This is a genomic window from Gilliamella sp. ESL0250 (assembly GCF_013345045.1).
Classification (GTDB): Bacteria; Pseudomonadota; Gammaproteobacteria; order Enterobacterales; family Orbaceae; genus Gilliamella; species Gilliamella apicola_H.
This window is the reverse complement of the sequence record NZ_JAAEDV010000011.1, coordinates 22,037-44,688: the sequence shown is the minus strand read 5'-3', so window position 1 is coordinate 44,688 and position 22,652 is coordinate 22,037. Positions and strand designations below refer to the sequence as shown.

Genomic DNA, 22,652 nt, shown 5'->3' with positions numbered 1-22,652 from the left:
CTGACATAAAAAAACCGTTGTTAAAGTAAAAAATAAACTCGCCGCAAAGTATGCGGCGAGATCATAGCGAAGTCGAGTTTTACTGTTTAATAATTATTTATTAAACCATTTTTTATAAATAGCATCTAATTCACCATTTGCTTTGAGTTTATCCAGAGCTTGGTTAAATTGATTTAGTAATTGATCATTGCCTTTACGAACTGCAATACCTAAACCTTCACCAAAAAATTCATGATCAGTGATTTTATCACTTAATGGTACAATATCAGAATCTTTACCTAGCCATTCACCAGCGACAATTGAGCTTGATACGATTGCATCAATTCGTTTAGCTTTTAAATCTAAAAAAGCAAATTGATAACTATCGTAACTGACTTGTTTAATATCTGGGAATTTTTCATTCAGATATTTTGGATAAGTTGTCCCTTTTTGAATGCCAACAGTTTTACCTTTTAATTGCTGAAGGTCAGTTAATGTATCTTTTAATGTAATGAATTGAATTGAGCTATCATCATAATAAATGTTGGTAAAATCAACTTGCTTTTGACGTTCTGGCGTAATATCAATTCCAGCTATAGCAGCGTCAATTCGACGAGTTCTTAAGCTTGGAATTAAGCCATCAAATGATTGATTGACAATTTTGCATGAGACTTTTATCTCATCACAAATTTTATTAATCACATCAATATCGAAACCAATGATTTCATTTTTTTCATTAGTAAATTCAAAAGGCGCATAAGTTGCTTCTGTGCCGATTGTTAAAGTATCTGTTGCTTGAGCTACAAACGCTGTTCCTGCAAGAAAAATGGCTAGTAACGTTTTTTTCATATATCCACCTAAATTTATTTTAATTAATGTGACAAATAAGCTTTAAACTCTTCAGTTTGAGGATGAGCAAAACACTCCAGTTGTCCTTGCTCAATAATCTTACCGTGCTCCATATAAATGACTTGTGAAGCAACTTTACGAGCAAAATCGACTTCATGTGTAACAATAATTTGTGTAATTCCCGTTTCAGAAAGTTCATTAATAATTTCAGCTATTTGTGATGTAATCGCTGGATCTAATGCTGCTGTTGGCTCATCAAATAATAATATTTGAGGTTCCATCATTAATGCTCTAGCAATAGCGACACGTTGCTGTTGACCGCCCGAAAGATGAAGAGGATAACGCTTTGCCATATCATCAATTTGTAATCTGTTTAAAATAGCCATCGCTTTATCGCTAGCTTCTTTTTTAGATAACTTTAATATTTGGCAAGGTGCTTCAATCAAGTTTTCTAGCACCGTCAAATGTGGCCATAAATTGTAGTTTTGAAACACCATTCCTACATTTTTACGAAGATGACGAATTGTTGATTCACTGATTTTTTTAGAAAAATCAAAATGTGAATTGGCAATAGTCATCTGTCCTGATGTCGGTATTTCAAGTAAATTAAAAACTTTTAATAAAGAGCTTTTTCCAGCCCCACTCTGACCAAGTAATACAATGGTCTCACCAAGCGGATAGCAGAGAGAAACATCATTTAAGGCCTGGTGCTTACCATAAAAACAGTTAATATGGTTTAATTCAATATTCATTGTTAGTTATACATTTTTTTAAGCGATAATTGATTAAATATTACATTTTTTTGCATAATAATGCAATCTAATTTATTAGACTATTAGTTTTTTGTTTTCTTTTTATACTAAAACGTATGCTTTTCTGAAACTTTTTGACGTAATTTTATCCCTAAGGATGACTACTGGGCATTAGAGAGGATGGGAATTATAGGACCAAGATATTTAGGTTCTTTTTTCAGAACATAAAGATCAATAAAAGCACCAACTCGAGCAAACATTTCACGAATTCTGACTAACTTCATACTTTTAGGGGAAGGAACAGCAAAACATTGTGCTTGTATATCTTGTGCTAGAGCAATAAAAATCGCTCGTTCGCAATGAAACTCTTGAGTAATAATCGTAAAATCATTTGCATCAAATACTTTATTGGCTCGAATAACAGAATCAAAAGTTCGGAATCCAGCATAATCTAAAACAATTGAATTACTAGGAATACCTGCTTTTATCAAATCTTTCTTCATAGTAATAGGTTCGTTGTAACTCAAAAGGGCGTTATCACCACTTAGTAATAGATAATCAACTTTGTTTTGCCAATAAAGATCAATTGCTCCATTAATGCGATTACGGTAAAAATCATTTAAGCCACCACCTCGAACATACTTTGAAGTACCAAGCACAACACCAATTGCTCGATAGGGCAATTGGTTTTCATCATGATAAATATAAGGGGCTGTTTTATAGCTGATCCAATAATCTAAACTGGCAATTGCCATTATTGAAACCAAACAGAAACTAGCTATATAAGCAATAAGCTTTTTTAATTTCATGCTAAAACCAGTTAAAAATAAATACCATTATTGGAAATAAAAATGGTGCTGTCAATGATGTCATGATGCCACATAAAACCAAGGATAATGAACTATATGCACCTTCATTATAATCAACTTCGATACAACGAGCGGTTCCAACAGCATGTGAGATCGCACCAATTGATAATCCTCTCGCTGGTGCTGATTTTATTTTTACCAAATTCAATATTTGATGCCCAAATATGCCACCTAGCGTACCAACTAGTATCACACAAAGTGCAGCGATAGATGGTATTCCTCCTTGATTATCCGCAATTGTTACAGCAATAGCTGTGGTCACCGATTTCGGTAAAACCGATGCAGCAATTTCAGTATTTCCACCTAGCCAAAATACAATACAAACACCAGTTATCATTGAAGAAAGTGAAGCGATAAAAGTAATAATCATAATTGACTTCCAACGTGCTTTAATTTGTGGAATAAGTTCATATAAAGGATAGGCGAGGGCAACAACAGAATAAGGCAATAAATCATTAATGATTTGCACGTTATCAACGTATTGTATATAGCTTGTGTTGGTGATGAGTAGTATTGGAATTAAAACTATGACCGAAATCACTAAAGGGTTAAATAACGGATTTTTTATTTTAAAAGCTATTTTCCGAATAACGAGAAAAACACAAAGCGTTAATGGTAGCATCAATATCATGGTTGATAGTCCTCATCTTTTCTTTTTGGCACGACCTTATGACATTGTTCCGTTAAAAAAGCAGTTACAAGTAATACGATGAATGATCCACCAACACAGCCAAATATTATCGGTATCCAATTTTGCAATAAAAGTGAATAATTATCCATTATTCCCATTGCAGCAGGAATGAAAAGTAATGTCATGTAACGCATGAATAGATTACAGCTATTTTTGATCCAACAGGTGGGAATTAGTTGAAAGGCAAGTAAGAAGAATAGAATTAACAAACCGATAATACTGCCAGGAATCATTATAGGTAATATTTTAGAAATAATATCACCGCACGATAGACAGAGAGTTAATATGGCCAATCCTCGACCATAACTGAAAAGTGTATAGTACAAAGAATATAATCGATGTTTGATGGTGGCGTGCTTAGCTAGAAAATGTTTCATAACGTAAATTTAATCTTAATTTTAAATTATGATTATTATGCCTATAGTTAGTGTGAAAGTAGGTTTATTTGCATATATAATACGCCCGTCAAAATTAATTACCAACTAAATAATGGCAATAATGATAAAGTTGTTTAATGATTGCAAGTTTCTCTGACTGTTGAATATAAGTTTCTGCATATTGTTCCAATGTTAATAAGTAATCTTGGATTTTTTGAACATGAAGTTTATCACGGCAATAATCTTTCCAGATAATCTGTTCATGTTCTGTCAATGTTTGTGGATAATTTCGTGCTTTGTATCGAAAAAATAGTGTTGCTAAACGCGGATCATCAAATGTTATTGATAAACTATCTAATAAATGAACAGGGGTTGTTCGCACAGTATCACAGCGTAACTTATCTTGATTATTAAAAAATTTCCCGTAAATTTGAGCATCAACATCAGAATTAATAGTATTAATAGGATTATTATCATCGATATTAAATAACGCCTGCATTTTATCTTGTAATAATTTTTGATTTTGTAATAGTTTTTGTTGATTGATTAAGCATTGTTTTATATCAATGTTAAACCGTTCGGCGTTTTCAGGTAATAAAGTTTTTAATGGTGCAATAATAGGGCATTTATTAGTATGAACCAATTTTAAAGGTATTCGTGCTTCGCCCAGTTGGAGATCTTCAGTTTTTGTGTACAATTTTTCTTTTATTTGCTCGACTGGTAGTTCAATTAAGAGATCAATATCTCCAGTTAAATCACAAATAATAGCGGCATTATTTTGTACCGGATGCCAAGTTATAGGTGCAACTACAGATAGATTTCCACGGTGACTACCTAACATGCCCGATACGTGAACTAGTGGCGTGATATTAACCACATCAATAAGTTCAGCAACTCTATTTTTTTTACGTAATTGGAAAAAATAATCAAATAATTTAGGCTGCTTTGCTTTTATTAATTTAGCCATTGCAATAGTCGCATAAACATCAGACATCGCATCATGTGCATGTTCATGCTTAATATTGTTCACTTTTGTTAAATGCTCCAAACGAAAACTTGGTAAGCCTGTATCATTTGTTGGCCAATTAATTCCTTCTGGTCTTAGTGCATAACAAGCTCGCACTACATCAAGCAGATCCCATCTGGAATTTCCATTTTTCCAACTATAGGCGTAAGGATCATAAAAATTACGATATAAAATATTACGAGTAACTTCATCATCAAAACGAATATTGTTATAGCCAAGAATACATGTATTCGGTTCACTAAAAGCTTGATGAATTAGGCGAGTAAATTCTGCTTCACAAACACCTTTTTGATTAGCTTCTTGAGGGGTAATTCCCGTTATTAATACGGCTTCAGGATTGGGTAGATAATCTGGGGATTGATGACAATATATAACTAGAGGTTCTTCAATAATATTAAAATCCTTATCAGTTCGAACTCCAGCAAATTGTGCGGGACGATCTAATGCTGGATGAGTTCCAAAAGTTTCATAATCATGAAAGTAAAAAGTAGACTGTTCTTGGTCGTTTTTCATTGTGTAACTTTGCTCGTAATTGTTCTCTTATTTATTGAAATCCAATTGACTACAATTATTTTTTGCTAATTTTTTAATTATTTAAATATTTTTTATTCATTCACTTGCAAGTGGGAACAGAGTGTAGAAAATAGATGGAACTAAGTGATACAAAATTAAAATCCATATTAGATAATATTTTCTACAGGTTTATCATAATTAATAGACGATTAATATGTAAGAATATCACAAAAAGGAACAATTGCGTTTGGATTTCTTTCAGATAGAATGAAAAAACCTCCACAAATGTAGAGGAAAAAATATGTATCAACACTGTGAAATAAAACCACGACAATATACCAATTAACTGTGTTTTTACAATTTGTTATATAGAATAACTTGTATAATTAATTCTCAAATGTATCTATTAACAAAACACCTTAAAACGCGACACGGTCACTTTTAAGTAAATGAAAAAAATTAATCTTCAACCAGTCAGAAGTATTCTTAGATAATAAATCAGCAATAAACTAATATATTATCCGTCACGTTATGTTAACATGTGAATTAATGAGCTGGCGCACTTTCAATAATATTTGCTAATTTTTCAAGTGTTAGTCTTAAAAATTTTGGCATAGCTTCTAACTCAATAGAATCCATTAAATTTTTAACATATAGTCCTAATTCAGTGTCACCTTCAACAATCAAGCGACGCTGGAAGAATAGGGTATCGGGATCTTGACGTCTAGTCGCTATCATAATTAAATCATTAGCATTACCGATAAAGCTCACATCAGCAATTTCTTCTCGGCTTACAACTAATTTATTTTCGATCAAACTTACAAACCAGATAAGCCCTAAATCAGTAACTTCTATTTTAAGCCAACGATTTTCTAAAAAATCAAGATCGCCATCTTCTAGGGAATGTTCAAATTGTAGCTGTAATAATTGTTCTATGGCTTGCTTTTTGACATTAAAAGGAATGCATCGTAAGGTAAGCCCCAAAATATGGGGCCCATTATTGACAAACTGTGAATGAATCTTGTTTAGAATTTGGCTTTTTGCTCCAATCATTTATGCTTCCCCAGAAATCATTTTTTCATAAATGTCTAAGTCGGTATTTAAATGTTCAAAAACTTCTTCGCTTACTTCGTTACGAATTTTCATTTGTAACAAAGCTGTCCGTTCTGCGCCAATTGCAACCAGACGCATGCGTCTTTCTAGGTTTTCTGCTTCAAGTGCTTTTTTCTCTAAACCTTTAAGACCTGTTCGACGTCTTAATGATCCAATAACACGTGAACCGACTTCATGTATTATTTCTTGATCCATACTATCTTCAGTTGTTTCTTGTAGCAAATTGTTTTGCATTTTTTCCAAGCTAACAATTGCTTCTTCTGCCATATGACCCTTTACAGTTAAAATTTCATTAGCTTGTTCTGAATTATCTAAAATAACACTACCTCGTAACAAAATAGGTAATATGATAACTGCTGCAATCAATGAAATTAAAATTATACCTGTTGCAATAAAAACAAGTTGATAACGACCACCAATTGTCATTGGAATAGATAACACACCAGCTAGAGTAATCGCTCCTCTAACACCAGCAAATGTCGAAATTAAAAGATCTCTTGTTGAGTATTCTCTAAATGCAAGAGGGCGTTTTGTGCCAAATGGCATAGCTGGTAGATGTTTCATTGACCACAACCAGGCGAATCGCGTTCCCATTAATACCGCAAAAACAAATAAAACAATTAAACATAATTGCCATACTTCAATTGAGGTATCAATCTGGTTTTCGGCGAAAGTATTGTTCAAAATGCTTGGTAACTGAATACCTAATAAAACGAATACGAATCCATTAAAAACGAATGTTAGCATTGACCATGTGCTATCTGATTGCAAACGCGCAGTTAATGGTGCATTTCGCATCATACCAGAATGATTAACTGTCATACCTGCACTTACTGCTGCTAAAATACCAGAACAATGACATTCCTCGGCAATAATGTAAGCGGCAAATGGGAGTAAGAATAATAATACAATTTGAATTGCAGGGTCATTGTGAGTCAGCTGATTTATTTTACGTAAAATACGTGCATATAGCCAAGTAAATAAAACGCCAATAGCCAAGCCACCAAGCGCAACTATAAAAAATTGCATACTCACATCAAAGATGTTAAATACTGCATCACCAACTGCAATAGCAATAGCAAATTTTAAAGATACCAAACCTGAAGCATCATTCATCAATGCTTCACCTTCGATGATCTCCATTTTCTCTTTTTCAATGCGTCCTTTTCCCACAATTCCACTTAATGCTACAGCATCTGTTGGCGATAAAACTGCAGCTAGTGCAAATGTTGCTGCTAATTCAACTCCTTTTGGTAACATCCAATAAAGTAAATAACCAACAGCGACAATTGTTATTACAACTAAAACTAGCGCTAGTCCAACAATTTCTCTGACATTGTGCACAAAGTCTTTTACCGATGTTTTACGCCCATCAGCAAACAGTAATGGTGGAATGAATAAAACAAGAAATAATTCTGGGTCGAATTTTACATAAACACCAAAGGCAGCCAGTATACAACCTAACAATATTTGCATTAGTGGCAATGGAATTTGTATTGGTAACATTTTAATAACGACACCAGAAAGTGATACAATTAATACTAGTAGCAAAATTATTGAAAAAAGATCCATAGCTTCTCTTTTATTTATCCTATAATCCTATTGTTTGTATTGATTATAGCGGAATTTGAGCTAGATTTCAGGTGAAAATTTGAAAAATTTATTTCTTTTTGTTTTGTGTGTAATTATTAATCAAAAATATAATTTAAAGGCATTTTAATGAAAGGTTGGCAAAGAGCATTTATACTACATACTCGTTTTTACACTGAAAGTAGTTTATTAGTTGATTTATTCGTTGAAAATGTCGGAAAAATAACGGTGTTAGCCAAAGGGGCTAGGAGAAAAAGTTCAGCATTGAAAGGCATGTTGCAACCTTTTACTCCGCTCATTGTACAATATTCAGGTCAAGGTGAAATAAAAACATTGCGGCAAGTTGAAGCTATGTCGCTGGCATTACCGTTAGTATCTGTTTTCTTATATAGCGCATTTTATTTAAATGAGCTATTACATCGAGTTTTAGTTGCAGAAACAGAAATGCCAACTCTTTTTGATGATTATTTAGCAAGCTTGCAACAATTAGCCCAACAAATTCCTGCTGAAAATGTGCTGCGAGCTTTTGAATTATCGTTATTAGAAAATTTAGGGTATCACATTGATTATTTTCATTGCTGTGTAACTGGTGATGATATTGTTAAATCGATGCATTATCAATACCAAAGCGAAAAAGGTTTTATTAGTAGTTTATTACAAAATAGTACAAGCTTTACAGGGGAGCAAGTTTTAGCTTTGGGAAAACGTCAATTTAATAATGACTGTACGTTAAAAGCGGCTAAACGGTTTACCAGAATGGCGTTAAAACCTTATGTAGGATCAAAACCATTTAAAAGTAGAGAGCTATTTTTAAAAATCTAATCTTACTGATATTTGTCAGTAACCCATGCTTATTTTGATAATTTGTATCTTGGCGTAGGAATTACTCGCGTTGTTTACTGTAATTTAAAAAAATTGTAATGAATATACATCGCCGTATCAAAGGTGAATGATATGGGTCTCTATCATAAAGAAAAATAACCGTTACCGATTGACAAAACACTTTGTGGTCAGTCGTCCGACTATTTATAACTTATCATGCGCTAAAGAAAGTCAGATTGAAGTTATTCGCCCTCGTACCCGTAAGAAGGAACGTTATAAAACCATCTTTTATGGCATTGTCAAAACAGGTTGAGTTATTTTCTACGTCAGTTTTGTGCTCACGATGGAGCATTTGCATTTACACTACTATTCATATTTTATGACTATATTTTTGTAAAAAATATTCAGGATTCTATACCGTTTCGTAATTAATTCAGAATTGGTAGTATCTATTGGTTAGAACCTTATTTATAACTATCCCCTAAAATAGTACAGCAAAAAAGTAGAAAATTCTCTATGATAAAAGTAAAGGGGATTTAGTTATGAAAAAAATGACTGAACATCAAATCGTCGCTATTTTAAAAGAAGCTGAAGCCGGTATTCCTGTCAAGGAGCTCTGTCGTAAATATGGCATGGGGAATTCAACTTTCTATAAATGGCGGGAAAAATACGGCGGAATGGAAACTTCGGACATCAAACGCTTAAAGGAGCTGGAGGCTGAAAACCGTAAGCTTAAACAGATGTTTGCCGAACTGAGCTTAAAATCCCAGCTTCAGGAAGAAATCATAAAAAAGCTTTAGTGCCCACAAAGGCACGTAAAACGTGGGCACAGCAACTACAACAAAATCATTCTGTTACTATTGCTATGAGTTGTGCCATTGTTGGCTTAAGCCGTTGTGCTTACTATTATCAACCTAAGTTACTGGATGATTCGGTGATTGTTTCGGTGTTGAATGCTATCACAGACCGGCATTTACGCTGGGGCTTTCCCAAATGTTTTAATCGTATCAGAAAGCTCGGCTATAAATGGAATCATAAACGGGTGTATTGTGAATTAAAGCTTAATCTGAGGGTAAAGCGTAAACAACGCATTCCTCCACGAAGCCCGGAAAGGTTATTAGTACCCAATAAACAAGGTGAATGTTGGTCAATGGATTTTATGAGTGACAGTAGTGGTAATCAACGTCGCTTTAGGACATTCAATGTCATCGATGACTTTAATCGTGAGGCGCTAGGCATTGATATTGCAGTAAGCTTACCGGCAGGGAGAATTACCCGTTACTTAGATAAACTGGCCAAATATCATGGCTATCCATTAAAAATACGAGTCGATAATGGACCAGAATTTACAGGAAAAACCTTTATAAACTGGGCTAAATCCCATGATATAGCCATTGATTATATAGAGCCCGGTAGCCCTTATCAAAATGGCTATATTGAACGATTTAATCGTACCTATCGTACTGAAGTACTCGATTTATATCTTTTTAACAACTTAGCACAAGCAAGGAGAATAACCGAAGAATGGTTAACGATTTATAATACCGAAAGACCGCATGAGGCATTAAATAACATGACACCGATTGAGTATAAAACACTAAAACAAGTAGCATGATTTTCTACTTGAATCTTGTACTAAGTTTGGAGTATTTACATATTAACCCTCGCATTAATCAAAAATTCACGAACTCTATTTACCAACAAACATATGGAAAAGACGAGAAAGTAATACAGACATTTATAAAGATGTAGCATGATGAGTAAATATTCGAAGATTCAAAAGATAGAAAACAAAAGTTTAAACGATCCTACATATTAGAATATCAAGCTGATTAGCAAACTTTTCTCTATCTCTGTTTGAAAAAGGAGAAGGACCTTTAGACTGTATTCCGCTAGCTCGCATCGTTTCCATAAAATCTCGCATAGTTAATCGTTCTTTAATTGTATCAAGTGTGTATTGTTCTCCTCGTGGTGTGAGGACTAAAGCACCTTTATTTAAAATCTCTGATGCAAGTGGAATGTCAGACGTAATGACTAAATCATTTTTTTTAACCAACTCAATAATTTTATTGTCTGCAACATCAAATCCTTTTTCAACTTGCAAGCTTTTAATATAAGGCGAGGAGGGGGGATATAGCCGCTGATTAGCAATTAATACAACATTAATTGCTTTCCGGTTAGCTACTCGATATAAAATCTCTTTAATTGGGTTTGGGCATGCATCGGCATCAATCCAAATGTTCATAACAAGTATGTCTATATTATAAAATATCAATTGCTAGCAATTATAGCTGTTATTAGGGGAAAAGTGCTATTCATTTTTTGTGAAAATATTTTAGGTAAACCAGCAGTTTATTCTATTTTATGAATTTATTTATGTTGATATAAACTGATTCTTTCTATTTAAAATTTTGATGATAAGTGGTAGTATATCCGACCAATTTATTTATGTACGCAAGTGCGCTTTCGTGTGGCGCACCACTGTTATAAGGATTTATTATGCCAATTATTACTCTTCCTGATGGAAGTCAACGCCAATTTGATAAACCCGTTACCGTTTTAGAAGTTGCACAAAGTATTGGTGCAGGGCTGGCAAAAGCTTGTATAGCTGGACGTGTAAATGGTGAGCGTAAAGATGCCTCTGATATCATTGAGCAAGATGCAACATTAGCCATCATTACTACTAAAGACGAAGATGGACTTGAAATTATACGCCATTCTTGTGCGCATTTATTAGGTCATGCGATTAAGCAATTATGGCCTGATACACAAATGGCAATCGGTCCAACAATTGATAATGGCTTTTATTATGACGTTGATTTAGATCACTCATTAACGCAGGAAGATCTTGATGCATTAGAAAAACGCATGCATGAATTGGCTAAAAAAGATTATGAAGTAAAAAAAGAAGTCGTTAGTTGGGAACGAGCTAGAGAAGTATTTTGGGAGCGACGTGAACCATATAAAATTGCTATCTTGGATGAGAATATCCCTAAAGATTCAAAACCAGCACTTTATCACCACGAAGAATATATTGATATGTGTCGTGGACCACATGTTCCTAATATGCGTTTTTGCCACCATTTTAAATTGCAAAAAGTTGCAGGTGCTTATTGGCGTGGTAATAGTGACAATAAAATGTTACAACGCATTTATGGAACAGCATGGGCAGATAAAAAACAACTTGATAGCTATTTACAATTTTTAGAAGAAGCGGCTAAACGTGATCACCGTAAAATAGGTAAACAGCTTGATCTTTATCATATGCAAGAAGAAGCACCCGGTATGGTATTTTGGCATAATGATGGATGGATTATCTTCCGTGAACTTGAGGTTTTTGTTCGCACTAAATTAAAAGAGTACGATTATCAAGAAGTCAAAGGTCCGTTTATGATGGATCGTGTTTTGTGGGAAAAAACAGGGCATTGGGGTAATTATAAAGAGTTAATGTTTGTCACTTCATCTGAAAATCGTGAATATTGTATTAAGCCAATGAACTGTCCAGGGCACGTACAGATTTTTAATCAAGGTTTAAAATCTTATCGTGATTTACCATTACGTATGGCGGAATTTGGTAGCTGTCATCGAAATGAGCCATCTGGATCTTTACACGGTTTGATGCGTGTTCGAGGTTTCACCCAAGATGATGCACATATTTTTTGTACTGAAAGTCAAATTCGCAGTGAAGTTAATAGTTGTATCAAAATGGTTTATGATACTTATAGTACTTTCGGTTTTACAGATATTACTGTTAAGTTATCCACTCGTCCAGAAAAACGAATCGGTAAAGATGAAACATGGGATCTTGCAGAAAAAGATTTGGCCGAATGTTTAACTGAAAACGGCATTGATTTTGAATACCTACCAGGTGAGGGTGCCTTTTATGGACCAAAAATCGAGTTTACTCTACATGACTGTCTAGGACGTGCATGGCAATGTGGTACTGTTCAATTAGACTTTATGCTACCAGAACGTTTAGATGCAACTTATGTTGGTGAAGACAACGAACGTCATGTTCCCGTTATGATTCATAGAGCTATTTTAGGTTCAATGGAGCGCTTTATGGGAATCTTAACAGAAAACTGCGCAGGATTTTTTCCTACATGGCTTGCTCCATTGCAAGTTGCAGTAATTAATATTACCGATAATCAAGCTGAATATGCAAAACAATTAACCGCGCAACTACAAAAAGTTGGCATTAGAGCAAAAGCGGACTTGAGAAATGAGAAAATAGGGTTTAAAATTCGCGAGCATACTCTTAAACGTGTTCCTTATATGTTTGTTTGTGGAGACAAAGAAATGGAATCAGGAACAATTTCAGTTCGAACTCGCCAAGGTAAAGATCTTGGTAGCTTTGAAGTGAAACATGTTATAGAATTGTTGCTTAACGAAATTCATAGTCGTTCATTAGAACAAATGAATTAATGACAAATTAATTTGGAGGAATGAGATATTAAAGTCAGTAAACGAATTCAGTCAACACGAGCACATAAGATTAACGATGAAATTACCGCTCGTGAGGTGAGATTAACCGGCGTCGATGGTGAGCAGCTCGGTATAGTAAGCTTAGATGAAGCTTTAAAACAAGCTGAAGAGGCAACTTTAGATTTAGTTGAAATAAGCCCTAATGCAGAGCCACCTGTTTGTCGAATTATGGATTATGGCAAGTTCCTCTATGAAAAGAGTAAAGCAACAAAAGAGCAGAAGAAAAAGCAAAAGGTTGTTCAGGTTAAGGAAATTAAGTTCCGACCTGGTACAGACGAAGGCGACTATCAGGTAAAACTCCGCAGCCTGATTCGCTTTCTTGAAGATGGCGATAAAGCTAAAGTCACATTACGTTTTCGTGGTCGTGAAATGGCTCACCAACAGTTAGGTTCTGAAATGCTTGATCGCATTAAAGAAGACTTAGCTGATTTGGCGATCATTGAGTCTTATCCAACTAAGATTGAAGGTCGGCAAATGATTATGGTACTTGCGCCGAAGAAGAAATAATGGTTTGACAAGCTAGTTTTCGATTTATTGAAAATTACACCATTATTTTATTTTTATTAACAATGCGAAGTGGAAATTAATAAAATGCCTAAAATTAAAACTGTAAAAGGCGCAGCAAAGCGCTTTAAAAAAACAGCTTCTGGTGGCTTTAAGCATAAGCAAGCTAACAAAAGCCATATCCTAACTAAAAAATCAACTAAACGTAAACGTCATTTACGTGGTTTGACGACTGTGTCAAAAGGCGATTTAGGTTTAGTTACTGCGTGTGTTCCATACGCTTAATTTTGGTTAATTATTTAGAGGATATAGTTTATGGCTCGTGTTAAACGTGGTGTTATTGCTCGTGCACGTCACAAGAAAATTTTAAAACAAGCAAAAGGTTATTATGGAGCTCGTTCACGTGTATATCGTGTTGCTTTCCAAGCTGTAATTAAAGCTGGACAATATGCTTACCGTGACCGTCGTCAACGTAAACGCCAATTCCGTCAATTATGGATTGTTCGTATTAATGCTGCAGCTCGTCAATGTGGTCTTTCTTATAGCCGTTTTATCAATGGTTTAAAGAAAGCATCAATAGAAATTGATCGTAAGATCCTTGCTGACATTGCTGTATTTGACAAAAATGCATTTGCTGCATTAGTTGAAAAAGCAAAAGCAGCGCTATAATGACTTGATAAAAGCCGAGTTATCTCGGCTTTTATCATTCTAATTTTGATATTTTTGAAGAGTAAATTAATTATGAAGATAGTTATTTTTCGTTTCTTTTTTGGTTTCTGTTGCAATATAAATTCCTGAGGCAAAGAAAAAACGAAAAATGATTATAAAAGCCTCAAAAGAGGCTTTTTTTATGCAATGAACAATAAGCAGGAGAACTGTATGTCTCAATTAGTTGAACTGGTTAATAATGCCAAATCCGCTATTGAAAGTGCTAATGACATTAATACGATCGAACAAATTCGTGTGGAATATTTTGGTAAAAAAGGCTATTTTACAATGCAAATGGCTTCATTACGCGATGTTCCTGCCGATGAGCGTCCGGCTGTCGGTCAAAAAATCAATGAGGCAAAACAAGAAGTCATTGAAATATTAAATCAAAAGCGCAATCTTTTAGAGCGTCAGGCTCTTGATGCAAAGCTGGCAAACGAAACAATAGATATCACTTTGCCAGGTAAAACACTTGAATTAGGTGGATTACATCCAGTCACAAAAACAATTAATCGATTAGTTGATTTTTTTGGTGAGTTGGGTTTTGTTGTTGAAACAGGTCCAGAAATTGAAGATGACTACCATAATTTTGATGCACTGAATATTCCGGCTCATCATCCTGCGCGTGCTGATCACGATACATTTTGGTTTGATGCAAAACGATTATTAAGAACACAGACGTCAACTGTGCAAATTCGCACCATGGAAAACCAAAAACCCCCAATCCGAATCATTGCACCAGGTAGAACTTATCGCAATGATTATGATCAGACTCATACGCCTATGTTCCACCAAATGGAAGGCTTACTGGTTGATAAGGATATCAGTTTTACACATTTAAAAGGGTTATTACACGATTTTCTTCATTGTTTTTTTGAAGATAATATGGAAATTCGTTTTAGACCAGCCTATTTCCCATTTACAGAACCTTCAGCTGAAGTTGATATTAAAGCTAAAAACGGTAAATGGTTAGAAGTGTTAGGTTGTGGAATGGTACATCCTAATGTATTACGTAATGTAGGCATTGATCATGAAATCTATAGTGGTTTTGCTTTTGGTATGGGTATAGAGCGATTAACCATGCTACGTTACGGTGTCACTGATTTGCGTTCTTTTTTTGAAAATGACTTACGTTTCTTAAAGCAATTTAATTAATTCTGGAGATCAAAACATGAAATTTAGTGAAAATTGGCTACGTGAATGGATCAATCCAGAAATTAGTAGCGAAACGCTTGCCAATCAATTGACAATGGCTGGTTTAGAAGTCGAGGATGTCGAAAAAGTAGCGGGCGATTTTACTGGAGTAGTTGTCGGTAAAGTTGTTGAATGTATGCAACATCCGAATGCGGATAAACTTCGTGTAACAAAAGTTGATATAGGTAAAGCCGAATTACTTGATATTGTTTGTGGTGCGCCAAATTGCCGTCAAGGTTTAACTGTTGCTTGTGCAACAGTGGGGGCAGTATTACCTGGCGATTTTAAAATTAAAGCGGCTAAATTACGAGGTGAACCTTCGGAAGGAATGCTTTGTTCTTATTCTGAATTGGGAATTTCGGATGATCATAATGGGATCATTGAGTTGCCAGATGATGCACCTTTAGGCATGGATATTCGTGAATATTTAAACCTTAATGACGTTATAATAGATATTAGTGTTACACCAAATCGAGCGGATTGTTTTGGAACTGTTGGCATTGCCAGAGATATTTCCGCAGTTAACAATATTGCTATGAAAGAACTAAAAGTTGATAGTGTATCTGCAACAATTAATGATACATTACCAATCCAGATAGATGAACCGAAAGCAGCACCACGTTATTTAGGTCGTGTAATTAAAGGCATCAACGTTAATGCCCCAACGCCATTATGGATGAAAGAAAAACTACGCCGTGGTGGAATCCGCTCTATTGATGCAATCGTTGATATTACCAACTATGTATTATTAGAACTTGGTCATCCAATGCATGCGTTCGATTTGGCTGAAATAGAGAAGGGGATTGTTGTTCGTTATGCCCAAAAAGAGGAGAAACTTGTTTTACTTAATGGTAATGAAGTTAAACTTAATGATAAAACCTTAGTTATTGCTGATCACCAAAAAATCTTAGCATTAGCAGGAATCATGGGGGGTGAAAAATCAGGCGTAACGCAATCGACTAAAGATGTGTTTCTTGAATCTGCGTTTTTTAATCCATTAGCAATAACAGGTAAAGCTCGTGAATATGGTTTACATACAGAAGCGTCACACCGTTATGAGCGTGGAGTCGACCCATCTCTACAATTTGTAGCAATGGAACGAGCTAGCAAATTATTAATTGATATCTGTGGTGGTGAAGCTGGTCCAATTATTGATGTAACACATAAAGAAGAACTTCCTGTACAAGCAATTATCCAGTTACGTCGCAATAAAATTGATCGTATTATTGGTTATACAATCGAAACACAAAAGATCACTGATATTTTAGTTAGACTCGGTTGTGAAGTTGAATACAAAGAGAATGTGTGGGTTGTAAAATCACCAAGTTGGCGTTTTGATTTACAAATTGAAGAAGATCTAGTTGAAGAAATAGCTCGAATCTACGGATATAACAATATCCCAAATGCTAACCTGAAGATTGAATCAGTAATGAGACCAAAACCAGAAAGTCAAATATCATTACGAAGAGTAAAAGACTTATTGGTTGATAAAGGGTATCAAGAAGCTGTTACATATAGCTTTGTTGATCCAAAAGTTCAGCAAATTCTTCATCCTGAACAGCCTGGAATCAAGCTACCTAACCCGATTTCAAGTGAAATGTCAGTCATGCGTTTATCACTATGGTCTGGGTTATTAGACGCGGTATTATACAACCAAAATCGTCAGCAAGCACGTATACGGTTATTTGAAACAGGTCTACGTTTTATACCAGATGAAAAATGTGAATTAGGTGTACACCAAGAACTGATGTTATCTGGTATCGTTACAGGTAGTTTGTACGAAGAACACTGGCAGCTTCCTAAAAAGCACGTGGATTTCTACGATCTTAAAGGTGATATTGAGTCAATTTTTTCACTTTTAGGCTGTGCGGATAAAGTGCAATTTAAGAAATCGCAGCTTACTACCTTACATCCAGGACAGAGTGCAGATATTTATTTAAATGATGATATAGTAGGCTATTTTGGTGTCTTACATCCAGAAATTGAAAAAAAATTATCTTTAAATAGTAAAACGCTTGTTTTTGAAATAAATTTAGCTAAAATTGGTAGCAAGAAAGTACCTGTTGCTCAAGATTTATCAAAGTATCCATCGAACAAACGGGATATAGCTATTGTTGTATCAAATACAATTCCAGTAGCAGATATTATTTCTGAGTGTAAGCAAACTGGTGGTGAGCAACTTATAAAAGTTAATCTGTTTGATGTTTATCAAGGCGAAAATATCAAGGAAGATCAAAAAAGTCTTGCTATCAGTTTGATTTTGCAAGATAAATCGCGTACACTTGAAGAAGAAGATATAACAAACATTGTAAGTAAGTGCGTCACTGCTTTACAAAATCGTTTTGAAGCCCTATTAAGAGAATAATAACTATGACATTAACTAAAGCTGATATTGCAGATCGTCTTGCCGAAAAATTTAACATTGATCGTCAAGAAGCTAAAGTCCTTGTTGAACTCTTTTTTGAAGAGATCCGAGTGGCTTTAGAAAAAGGAGAGCCCGTAAAATTATCTGGATTTGGTAATTTTGCAGTACGTGATAAGAATTCACGTCCAGGACGTAATCCAAAGACAGGCGAAAGTGTGGATATCTCTGCTCGTCGAGTTGTTACATTTAGACCTGGAATTAAATTTAGAGAGCGTGTAGAAAAAAATTTAGTTATCTAGTTGCTAAGTTTTGATCCTACTTTTGCAATATAATGCCTTTCTTTTATTGAATATATTAGAAGGGCGTAGTAATTTTTGATAAAAATAGTTGTATTAGTTTCTTAAATAAAGCATAATAATACCTCCAATGGAGGCTCTATGGGTCCTCTTGCAACATTTTTTTGCTCATCAGGTCAGGTCCGGAAGGAAGCAGCCAAAGTAAAAAGTATGTGTGTGGGATGTGGCTGATAGAGTCTCCTCCAGTACTTTCTCATCGGTTATTTACTTCATTATGTTATAAAATATTTAATTTGCTTTATGTTTAACAAACAAGCAAATATCGCATATTCCTCAAAATATACTTATATTGATAGTTGTATCTAGGCTGTATTTTTGCGATCATAAGCAGTGTGTTATTAATTAAAATTCATGATATTGCAATTTAATTTAATCATTAAGAATTTGAAATACATGTAATATATAAAAAGAGAAAAATTATGATGCGAGTTGGATTATTTATTCTAACTAACTTAGCGGTTATGTTAGTATTTGGAATTATTCTAAGTATTTTAGGTGTTGATTCACATAGTACCTTAGGATTACTTATTTTTGCAGCAATCTTTGGTTTTGGAGGATCTTTTATATCCCTTCTATTGTCTAAGCGAATGGCTTTGCGGTCAGTAGGGGGACAAATCATAACTCAACCTAGTAATAGTCAAGAACAATGGTTAATTGATATTGTTCGTCGCTTATCAACAGAACTTAATATAAAAATGCCAGATGTTGCTATTTATGATGCTCAAGACGTTAATGCTTTTGCGACTGGTGCAACTAAAAATAGCTCTCTTGTTGCGGTAAGTTCAGGTTTATTAAATACGATGACCCAAGATGAAGCTGAAGCAGTGATTGGCCATGAAATGAGTCATGTCGCAAACGGTGATATGGTTACAATGACTTTATTACAAGGTGTACTGAATACTTTTGTTATTTTTATTTCACGAACTTTAGCATCTGTTGTAGCTCAAGCACTAGATGATCGCAATCGCGGCTTATCACAATTAACATATTTTATAATAGTTATGGTATTTGAAACGGTCTTTGGTATTTTAGCTAGTCTTATCGCAATGTGGTTTTCTCGTTATCGAGAGTTTCACGCTGATGCTGGTTCGGCTAAATTGGTTGGAAGCACAAAAATGATTGCCGCTTTAGAAAAACTCAAAACTAGCTATGAGCCAAACGAAGATACTTCAATTTTAGCATTTTGTATTAATGGTGCTAAAAAAGCGAAATTTTCAGAATTATTTATGTCTCATCCTCCCTTAGAAAAACGTATAGAAGCCTTACGGAACAATACTTACCAAAGTTAACGTTAGCTAAGCTATAACAATATTTATACGCAAACGTATACTTACCTGAAACTTTTTGACAAGCATTAGGGAATTAACAATAATGCTTGTCAAATAAAGATTAAACTATCAAAAATTTACATTTTTTAAGAGTTCATCATGCTATATCATAGTGCCAATAATAAATTAGAATTACTTAGCCCCGCTAAAAATATTGAAATTGCTCAGCAAGCCATTTTACATGGCGCAGATGCCGTGTATATTGGTGGACCGAGCTTTGGTGCTAGGCATAATGCAGGTAATTCCGTTAGCGATATTGCTCAGTTAGTTGAATTTGCTCATCGTTATTATGCAAAAGTGTTTGTAACCTTAAATACCATTCTTCACGATAACGAACTTGAACCAGCAAGACAACTTATATGACAGTTTTATGATGCGGGTATTGATGCGTTAATTGTGCAAGATATGGGTATTTTAAATATGGATATTCCATCCATAGATTTACATGCTAGCACTCAAATGGATATTAGAACACCTGAAAAAGCCAAATTCTTGTCTGATGTTGGTTTTTCACAAATAGTATTGGCTCGTGAACTTAATTTAGCTGAGATAAGCAAAATTAATGAGCAGATTGATGCAAAAATAGAGTTTTTTATACATGGTGCACTTTGTGTGGCATTTTCGGGACAGTGTTATATCTCTCATGCACAAACAGGGCGTAGTGCGAATCGGGGAGATTGTTCCCAAGCTTGTCGGCTTCCTTTTACCTTAAAAGATGATCAAGGCCGTATTGTTGCTTACGAAAAACATTTATTATCAATGAAAGATAATAATCAATCGGATAATTTGAACGAATTAATTCAAGCCGGTGTGAGATCTTTCAAAATAGAAGGACGTTACAAAGATTTAAGTTATGTCAAAAATATTACCGCTTTTTATCGTCAAAAAATAGATAATATTTTAACTCAATCATCAGATTTACAACCTGCTTCAAGCGGTCGAACAGAACACTTTTTTACACCTGATCCTAACCGAACATTTCATCGAGGAAGTACAGATTATTTTCTGCACGGAAGAAAACCAAATATAGGCGCTTTCAATTCACCTAAATTTATTGGTTTGCAAGTTGGAGAGATAATCAGAATTACGCCTAAAACCATCGATATTAAATCCGAGAAAAAGATGGTTTAAATGTACTGATAAAACGAGAGATTTTTGGATTCAGAGCCAATAAGGTAGAAAAACTTTCGGTCAATCAATACCGAATTTACCCAAATGAAATTCCTAAACTACTTTTTTCAGTTAAATTACCTTATGTGGTTAATCGAAATCTTGATCACGTGTGGCAACAAAATTTATTAAAAGAATCAAGTAACCGCAGAATTGGTGTGTCATTTGAACTATATGATATCGAAAATGGTATTGAGCTAAAAGCAAAAAGCGAAGAGGGGATTTGTGTTAAATTAAAACTAACTGGCTCATTCGATCTTGCAGAACAACCAAATAAATCATTATTAAATATTAGAGATAATTTATCTAAACTAGGTCAATCTATATATTATTTAACTGATTTTGATGTAAATCTATCGAAAATTTATTTCATTCCAAGTAGCCAATTAAACCAATTTAGACGGGATGCTATTGATAAATTGACTGCCACAAGATTAGCGAATTATCATCCCGAAAAACGTAAACCTGAGCAGAAGCCAGCTCCAATTTATCCTGAAAATCATTTAAGCTTTTTAGCCAACGTTTATAATCATAAAGCAAGAGAATTTTATACACAACATGGCGTTGAGTTAATCGAAAGTGCCTATGAAGCTCATGAAGTTAAAGATGATGCACCATTAATGATAACGAAACATTGCTTACGATTTGCTTTTAATTTGTGTCCAAAACAAGCAAAAGGGATTCAGGGAGTTAAAACCAAAGTTACACCAATAAAATTGATTCAAAATAATGAAGAATTACTATTAAAGTTTAATTGTAAAGCTTGTGAAATGCAAGTTTGGGGTAAAATCAAAAAACACATTCTAAAAATGCCTCTTCCTGGTAGCGATGTTATTTTTATGACAAAAAATTAAAGTATCTAAAAGTAGTAGCGGAAAGTTCGCAATAATGTATGTTATTTAACATAATATACATTATGCGCACCACGATAAACGTACGTGAATTCTGTGGATGTAAACCATAAAATTATGCCGTCAATTTAAATTAAGCCACCAAACCCGCTAACCCTATGATTAATCTACAAATTAATAACATATAAACAATAAAACCAATAAAATCAATGCGTTAAAATAATGTATATTATGTTAAATAATATTTAATTAATATAATGAAAAATATTATTTATTAGTGAGCAATTGTTGTTTTATTATAAAATATGATAATCTAATAAATTATGATTATTTCTTTTGGTTAATATGCAAAATATTTTTAAGACACTACGTTCAAAAAGTTATTCTGTTCCATGTGAATTATGTAGTATAGGCTCTCTTTGTATTCCCATGATGCTCAACAATAAGATAGATAGTATTTTAAATCGCAAAGTATCTTATAGCAAAGACGAAATTGTAGTTAAAGCTAATACACCATTTACCAAATTCTATATTATTTATGCAGGTGCATTTAAAACCTTTGTTACAACGGCAGATAATCACCAACAAATTAATGGTTTTTATTTACCTGGTGATATTGTTGGTTTAGATTCAATTTCGACAAAAGTATATAACAATACTATCCAAGCGCTTAGCAATACGCAGGTTTGTGAGCTTCGTTATGATGAATTAATGTCACTTGTTGATAATCAAAAAAACATTAGAGACATGGTATTTAATTTACTGAGTTCTGATATTTATAATTATCAAAAATTAGTATTATGCTATTCACAAAAAAAAGCGGATGAGCGATTAGCAACATTCATATATTCGCTTTATCAACGTTATGAAAAAAGAGGACATTCTTCATTAAATATTAAACTGATGATGAGTCGAGCTGATATTGCTAACTATTTAGGCCTAACGATTGAAACAGTTAGTAGAAATTTATCAAAATTTCAGGAGCAAAATATTTTATCAGCTAGAGGAAAATATATATTTATTAAAAACTTAAATGCTTTAATAGATTTAGGCAACTAGATTTATTTATGTTAAAATAATCGCAATACTATATTGTAAGGTCTTAATAT

Annotated in this window: 21 protein-coding genes, 1 other RNA gene and 1 pseudogene; 14 read left to right on the top strand and 9 right to left on the bottom strand. The window is 34.0% G+C overall.

Annotated features, from left to right (window positions below):
- Positions 1-93: 93 nt before the first annotated feature.
- The 8 genes from GYY69_RS09315 to GYY69_RS09280 form a co-directional block, all read right to left on the bottom strand.
- A complete protein-coding gene (locus tag GYY69_RS09315; protein WP_174797421.1) occupies positions 94-828 on the bottom strand; it encodes a transporter substrate-binding domain-containing protein in 735 nt (244 codons plus the stop codon).
- A gap of 23 nt (positions 829-851) precedes the next feature.
- Entirely contained in the window at positions 852-1,580 is a 729-nt protein-coding gene (artP, locus tag GYY69_RS09310; RefSeq protein WP_174797420.1) for an arginine ABC transporter ATP-binding protein ArtP, read from the bottom strand.
- A 161-nt stretch (positions 1,581-1,741) separates the two neighbouring features.
- Positions 1,742-2,389 carry an ElyC/SanA/YdcF family protein gene (locus tag GYY69_RS09305; RefSeq protein ID WP_174797419.1) on the bottom strand — a complete coding sequence of 216 codons (648 nt, stop codon included), beginning with the start codon at positions 2,387-2,389 and terminating at the stop codon, positions 1,742-1,744.
- Between the two features lies 1 nt (position 2,390).
- Positions 2,391-3,080 (bottom strand): CidB/LrgB family autolysis modulator, encoded by a 690-nt coding sequence (locus tag GYY69_RS09300; protein WP_174797418.1) that lies wholly within the window; start codon positions 3,078-3,080, stop codon positions 2,391-2,393.
- The gene (locus tag GYY69_RS09295) at positions 3,077-3,517 is read right to left on the bottom strand and encodes a CidA/LrgA family protein (protein ID WP_238786549.1); all 441 of its coding nucleotides are present in this window, start codon (positions 3,515-3,517) and stop codon (positions 3,077-3,079) included. Before GYY69_RS09295 ends, GYY69_RS09300 begins: the two co-directional genes overlap by 4 nt.
- A gap of 94 nt (positions 3,518-3,611) precedes the next feature.
- On the bottom strand, positions 3,612-5,057 hold the full coding sequence (sbcB, locus tag GYY69_RS09290; RefSeq protein ID WP_174797416.1) for an exodeoxyribonuclease I: 1,446 nt from the start codon (positions 5,055-5,057) through the stop codon (positions 3,612-3,614).
- A 546-nt stretch (positions 5,058-5,603) separates the two neighbouring features.
- Entirely contained in the window at positions 5,604-6,089 is a 486-nt protein-coding gene (gene ubiT / locus GYY69_RS09285) for a ubiquinone anaerobic biosynthesis accessory factor UbiT (protein WP_174797472.1), read from the bottom strand.
- A 21-nt stretch (positions 6,090-6,110) separates the two neighbouring features.
- Positions 6,111-7,742, bottom strand: a complete 1,632-nt coding sequence (locus GYY69_RS09280) for a Na+/H+ antiporter (RefSeq protein WP_174797415.1) — start codon at positions 7,740-7,742, stop codon at positions 6,111-6,113.
- Between the two features lie 147 nt (positions 7,743-7,889).
- Here GYY69_RS09280 and recO point away from each other — a divergent pair, with 147 nt between their 5' ends.
- The 3 genes from recO to GYY69_RS09265 all read left to right on the top strand — a co-directional run bounded on the left by recO (position 7,890) and on the right by GYY69_RS09265 (position 10,197).
- The gene (recO, locus tag GYY69_RS09275) at positions 7,890-8,582 is read left to right on the top strand and encodes a DNA repair protein RecO (protein WP_174797414.1); all 693 of its coding nucleotides are present in this window, start codon (positions 7,890-7,892) and stop codon (positions 8,580-8,582) included.
- Positions 8,583-8,709: 127 nt separating this feature from the next.
- A complete protein-coding gene (locus GYY69_RS09270) occupies positions 8,710-8,895 on the top strand; it encodes a hypothetical protein (RefSeq protein WP_174797413.1) in 186 nt (61 codons plus the stop codon).
- A 229-nt stretch (positions 8,896-9,124) separates the two neighbouring features.
- Positions 9,125-10,197 (top strand): IS3 family transposase gene (locus tag GYY69_RS09265; RefSeq protein ID WP_446718896.1). Its coding sequence is split into 2 segments (ribosomal slippage): positions 9,125-9,371 and positions 9,371-10,197, totalling 1,074 coding nucleotides; the frame shifts between segments, so codons are not numbered across the junction.
- A gap of 183 nt (positions 10,198-10,380) precedes the next feature.
- Here the strand turns inward: GYY69_RS09265 and GYY69_RS09260 are convergent.
- Complete coding sequence (locus GYY69_RS09260) at positions 10,381-10,827, bottom strand: YaiI/YqxD family protein (RefSeq protein ID WP_174797412.1); 447 nt, start codon at positions 10,825-10,827, stop codon at positions 10,381-10,383.
- A gap of 254 nt (positions 10,828-11,081) precedes the next feature.
- Between GYY69_RS09260 and thrS the strand changes: the two genes are divergently transcribed.
- From thrS to GYY69_RS09205, 11 genes and pseudogenes are all read left to right on the top strand, one after another.
- Positions 11,082-13,007, top strand: coding sequence for a threonine--tRNA ligase (thrS, locus tag GYY69_RS09255; protein WP_174797411.1), 1,926 nt, complete (start codon positions 11,082-11,084; stop codon positions 13,005-13,007).
- Between the two features lie 27 nt (positions 13,008-13,034).
- The gene (infC, locus tag GYY69_RS09250) at positions 13,035-13,574 is read left to right on the top strand and encodes a translation initiation factor IF-3 (protein ID WP_065587350.1); all 540 of its coding nucleotides are present in this window, start codon (positions 13,035-13,037) and stop codon (positions 13,572-13,574) included.
- 84 nt (positions 13,575-13,658) lie between these two features.
- On the top strand, positions 13,659-13,856 hold the full coding sequence (rpmI, locus tag GYY69_RS09245; RefSeq protein WP_034945602.1) for a 50S ribosomal protein L35: 198 nt from the start codon (positions 13,659-13,661) through the stop codon (positions 13,854-13,856).
- Between the two features lie 30 nt (positions 13,857-13,886).
- Complete coding sequence (gene rplT, locus GYY69_RS09240; protein ID WP_024496189.1) at positions 13,887-14,240, top strand: 50S ribosomal protein L20; 354 nt, start codon at positions 13,887-13,889, stop codon at positions 14,238-14,240.
- Between the two features lie 210 nt (positions 14,241-14,450).
- Positions 14,451-15,434: a phenylalanine--tRNA ligase subunit alpha gene (pheS, locus tag GYY69_RS09235; RefSeq protein WP_174797410.1), complete on the top strand. Its 984-nt coding sequence runs from the start codon at positions 14,451-14,453 to the stop codon at positions 15,432-15,434.
- Positions 15,435-15,450: 16 nt separating this feature from the next.
- Positions 15,451-17,838: a phenylalanine--tRNA ligase subunit beta gene (pheT, locus tag GYY69_RS09230; RefSeq protein ID WP_174797409.1), complete on the top strand. Its 2,388-nt coding sequence runs from the start codon at positions 15,451-15,453 to the stop codon at positions 17,836-17,838.
- 5 nt (positions 17,839-17,843) lie between these two features.
- A complete protein-coding gene (locus GYY69_RS09225; RefSeq protein WP_065637551.1) occupies positions 17,844-18,137 on the top strand; it encodes an integration host factor subunit alpha in 294 nt (97 codons plus the stop codon).
- Positions 18,138-18,274: 137 nt separating this feature from the next.
- Positions 18,275-18,370: signal recognition particle sRNA small type (gene ffs, locus GYY69_RS09220), an RNA gene on the top strand.
- A 243-nt stretch (positions 18,371-18,613) separates the two neighbouring features.
- Entirely contained in the window at positions 18,614-19,483 is an 870-nt protein-coding gene (gene htpX / locus GYY69_RS09215; protein WP_174797408.1) for a protease HtpX, read from the top strand.
- Between the two features lie 138 nt (positions 19,484-19,621).
- Positions 19,622-21,546, top strand: a pseudogene (locus tag GYY69_RS13140) (peptidase U32 family protein).
- A 342-nt stretch (positions 21,547-21,888) separates the two neighbouring features.
- Positions 21,889-22,602 (top strand): helix-turn-helix domain-containing protein, encoded by a 714-nt coding sequence (locus GYY69_RS09205; protein WP_174797407.1) that lies wholly within the window; start codon positions 21,889-21,891, stop codon positions 22,600-22,602.
- Positions 22,603-22,652: the final 50 nt, after the last annotated feature.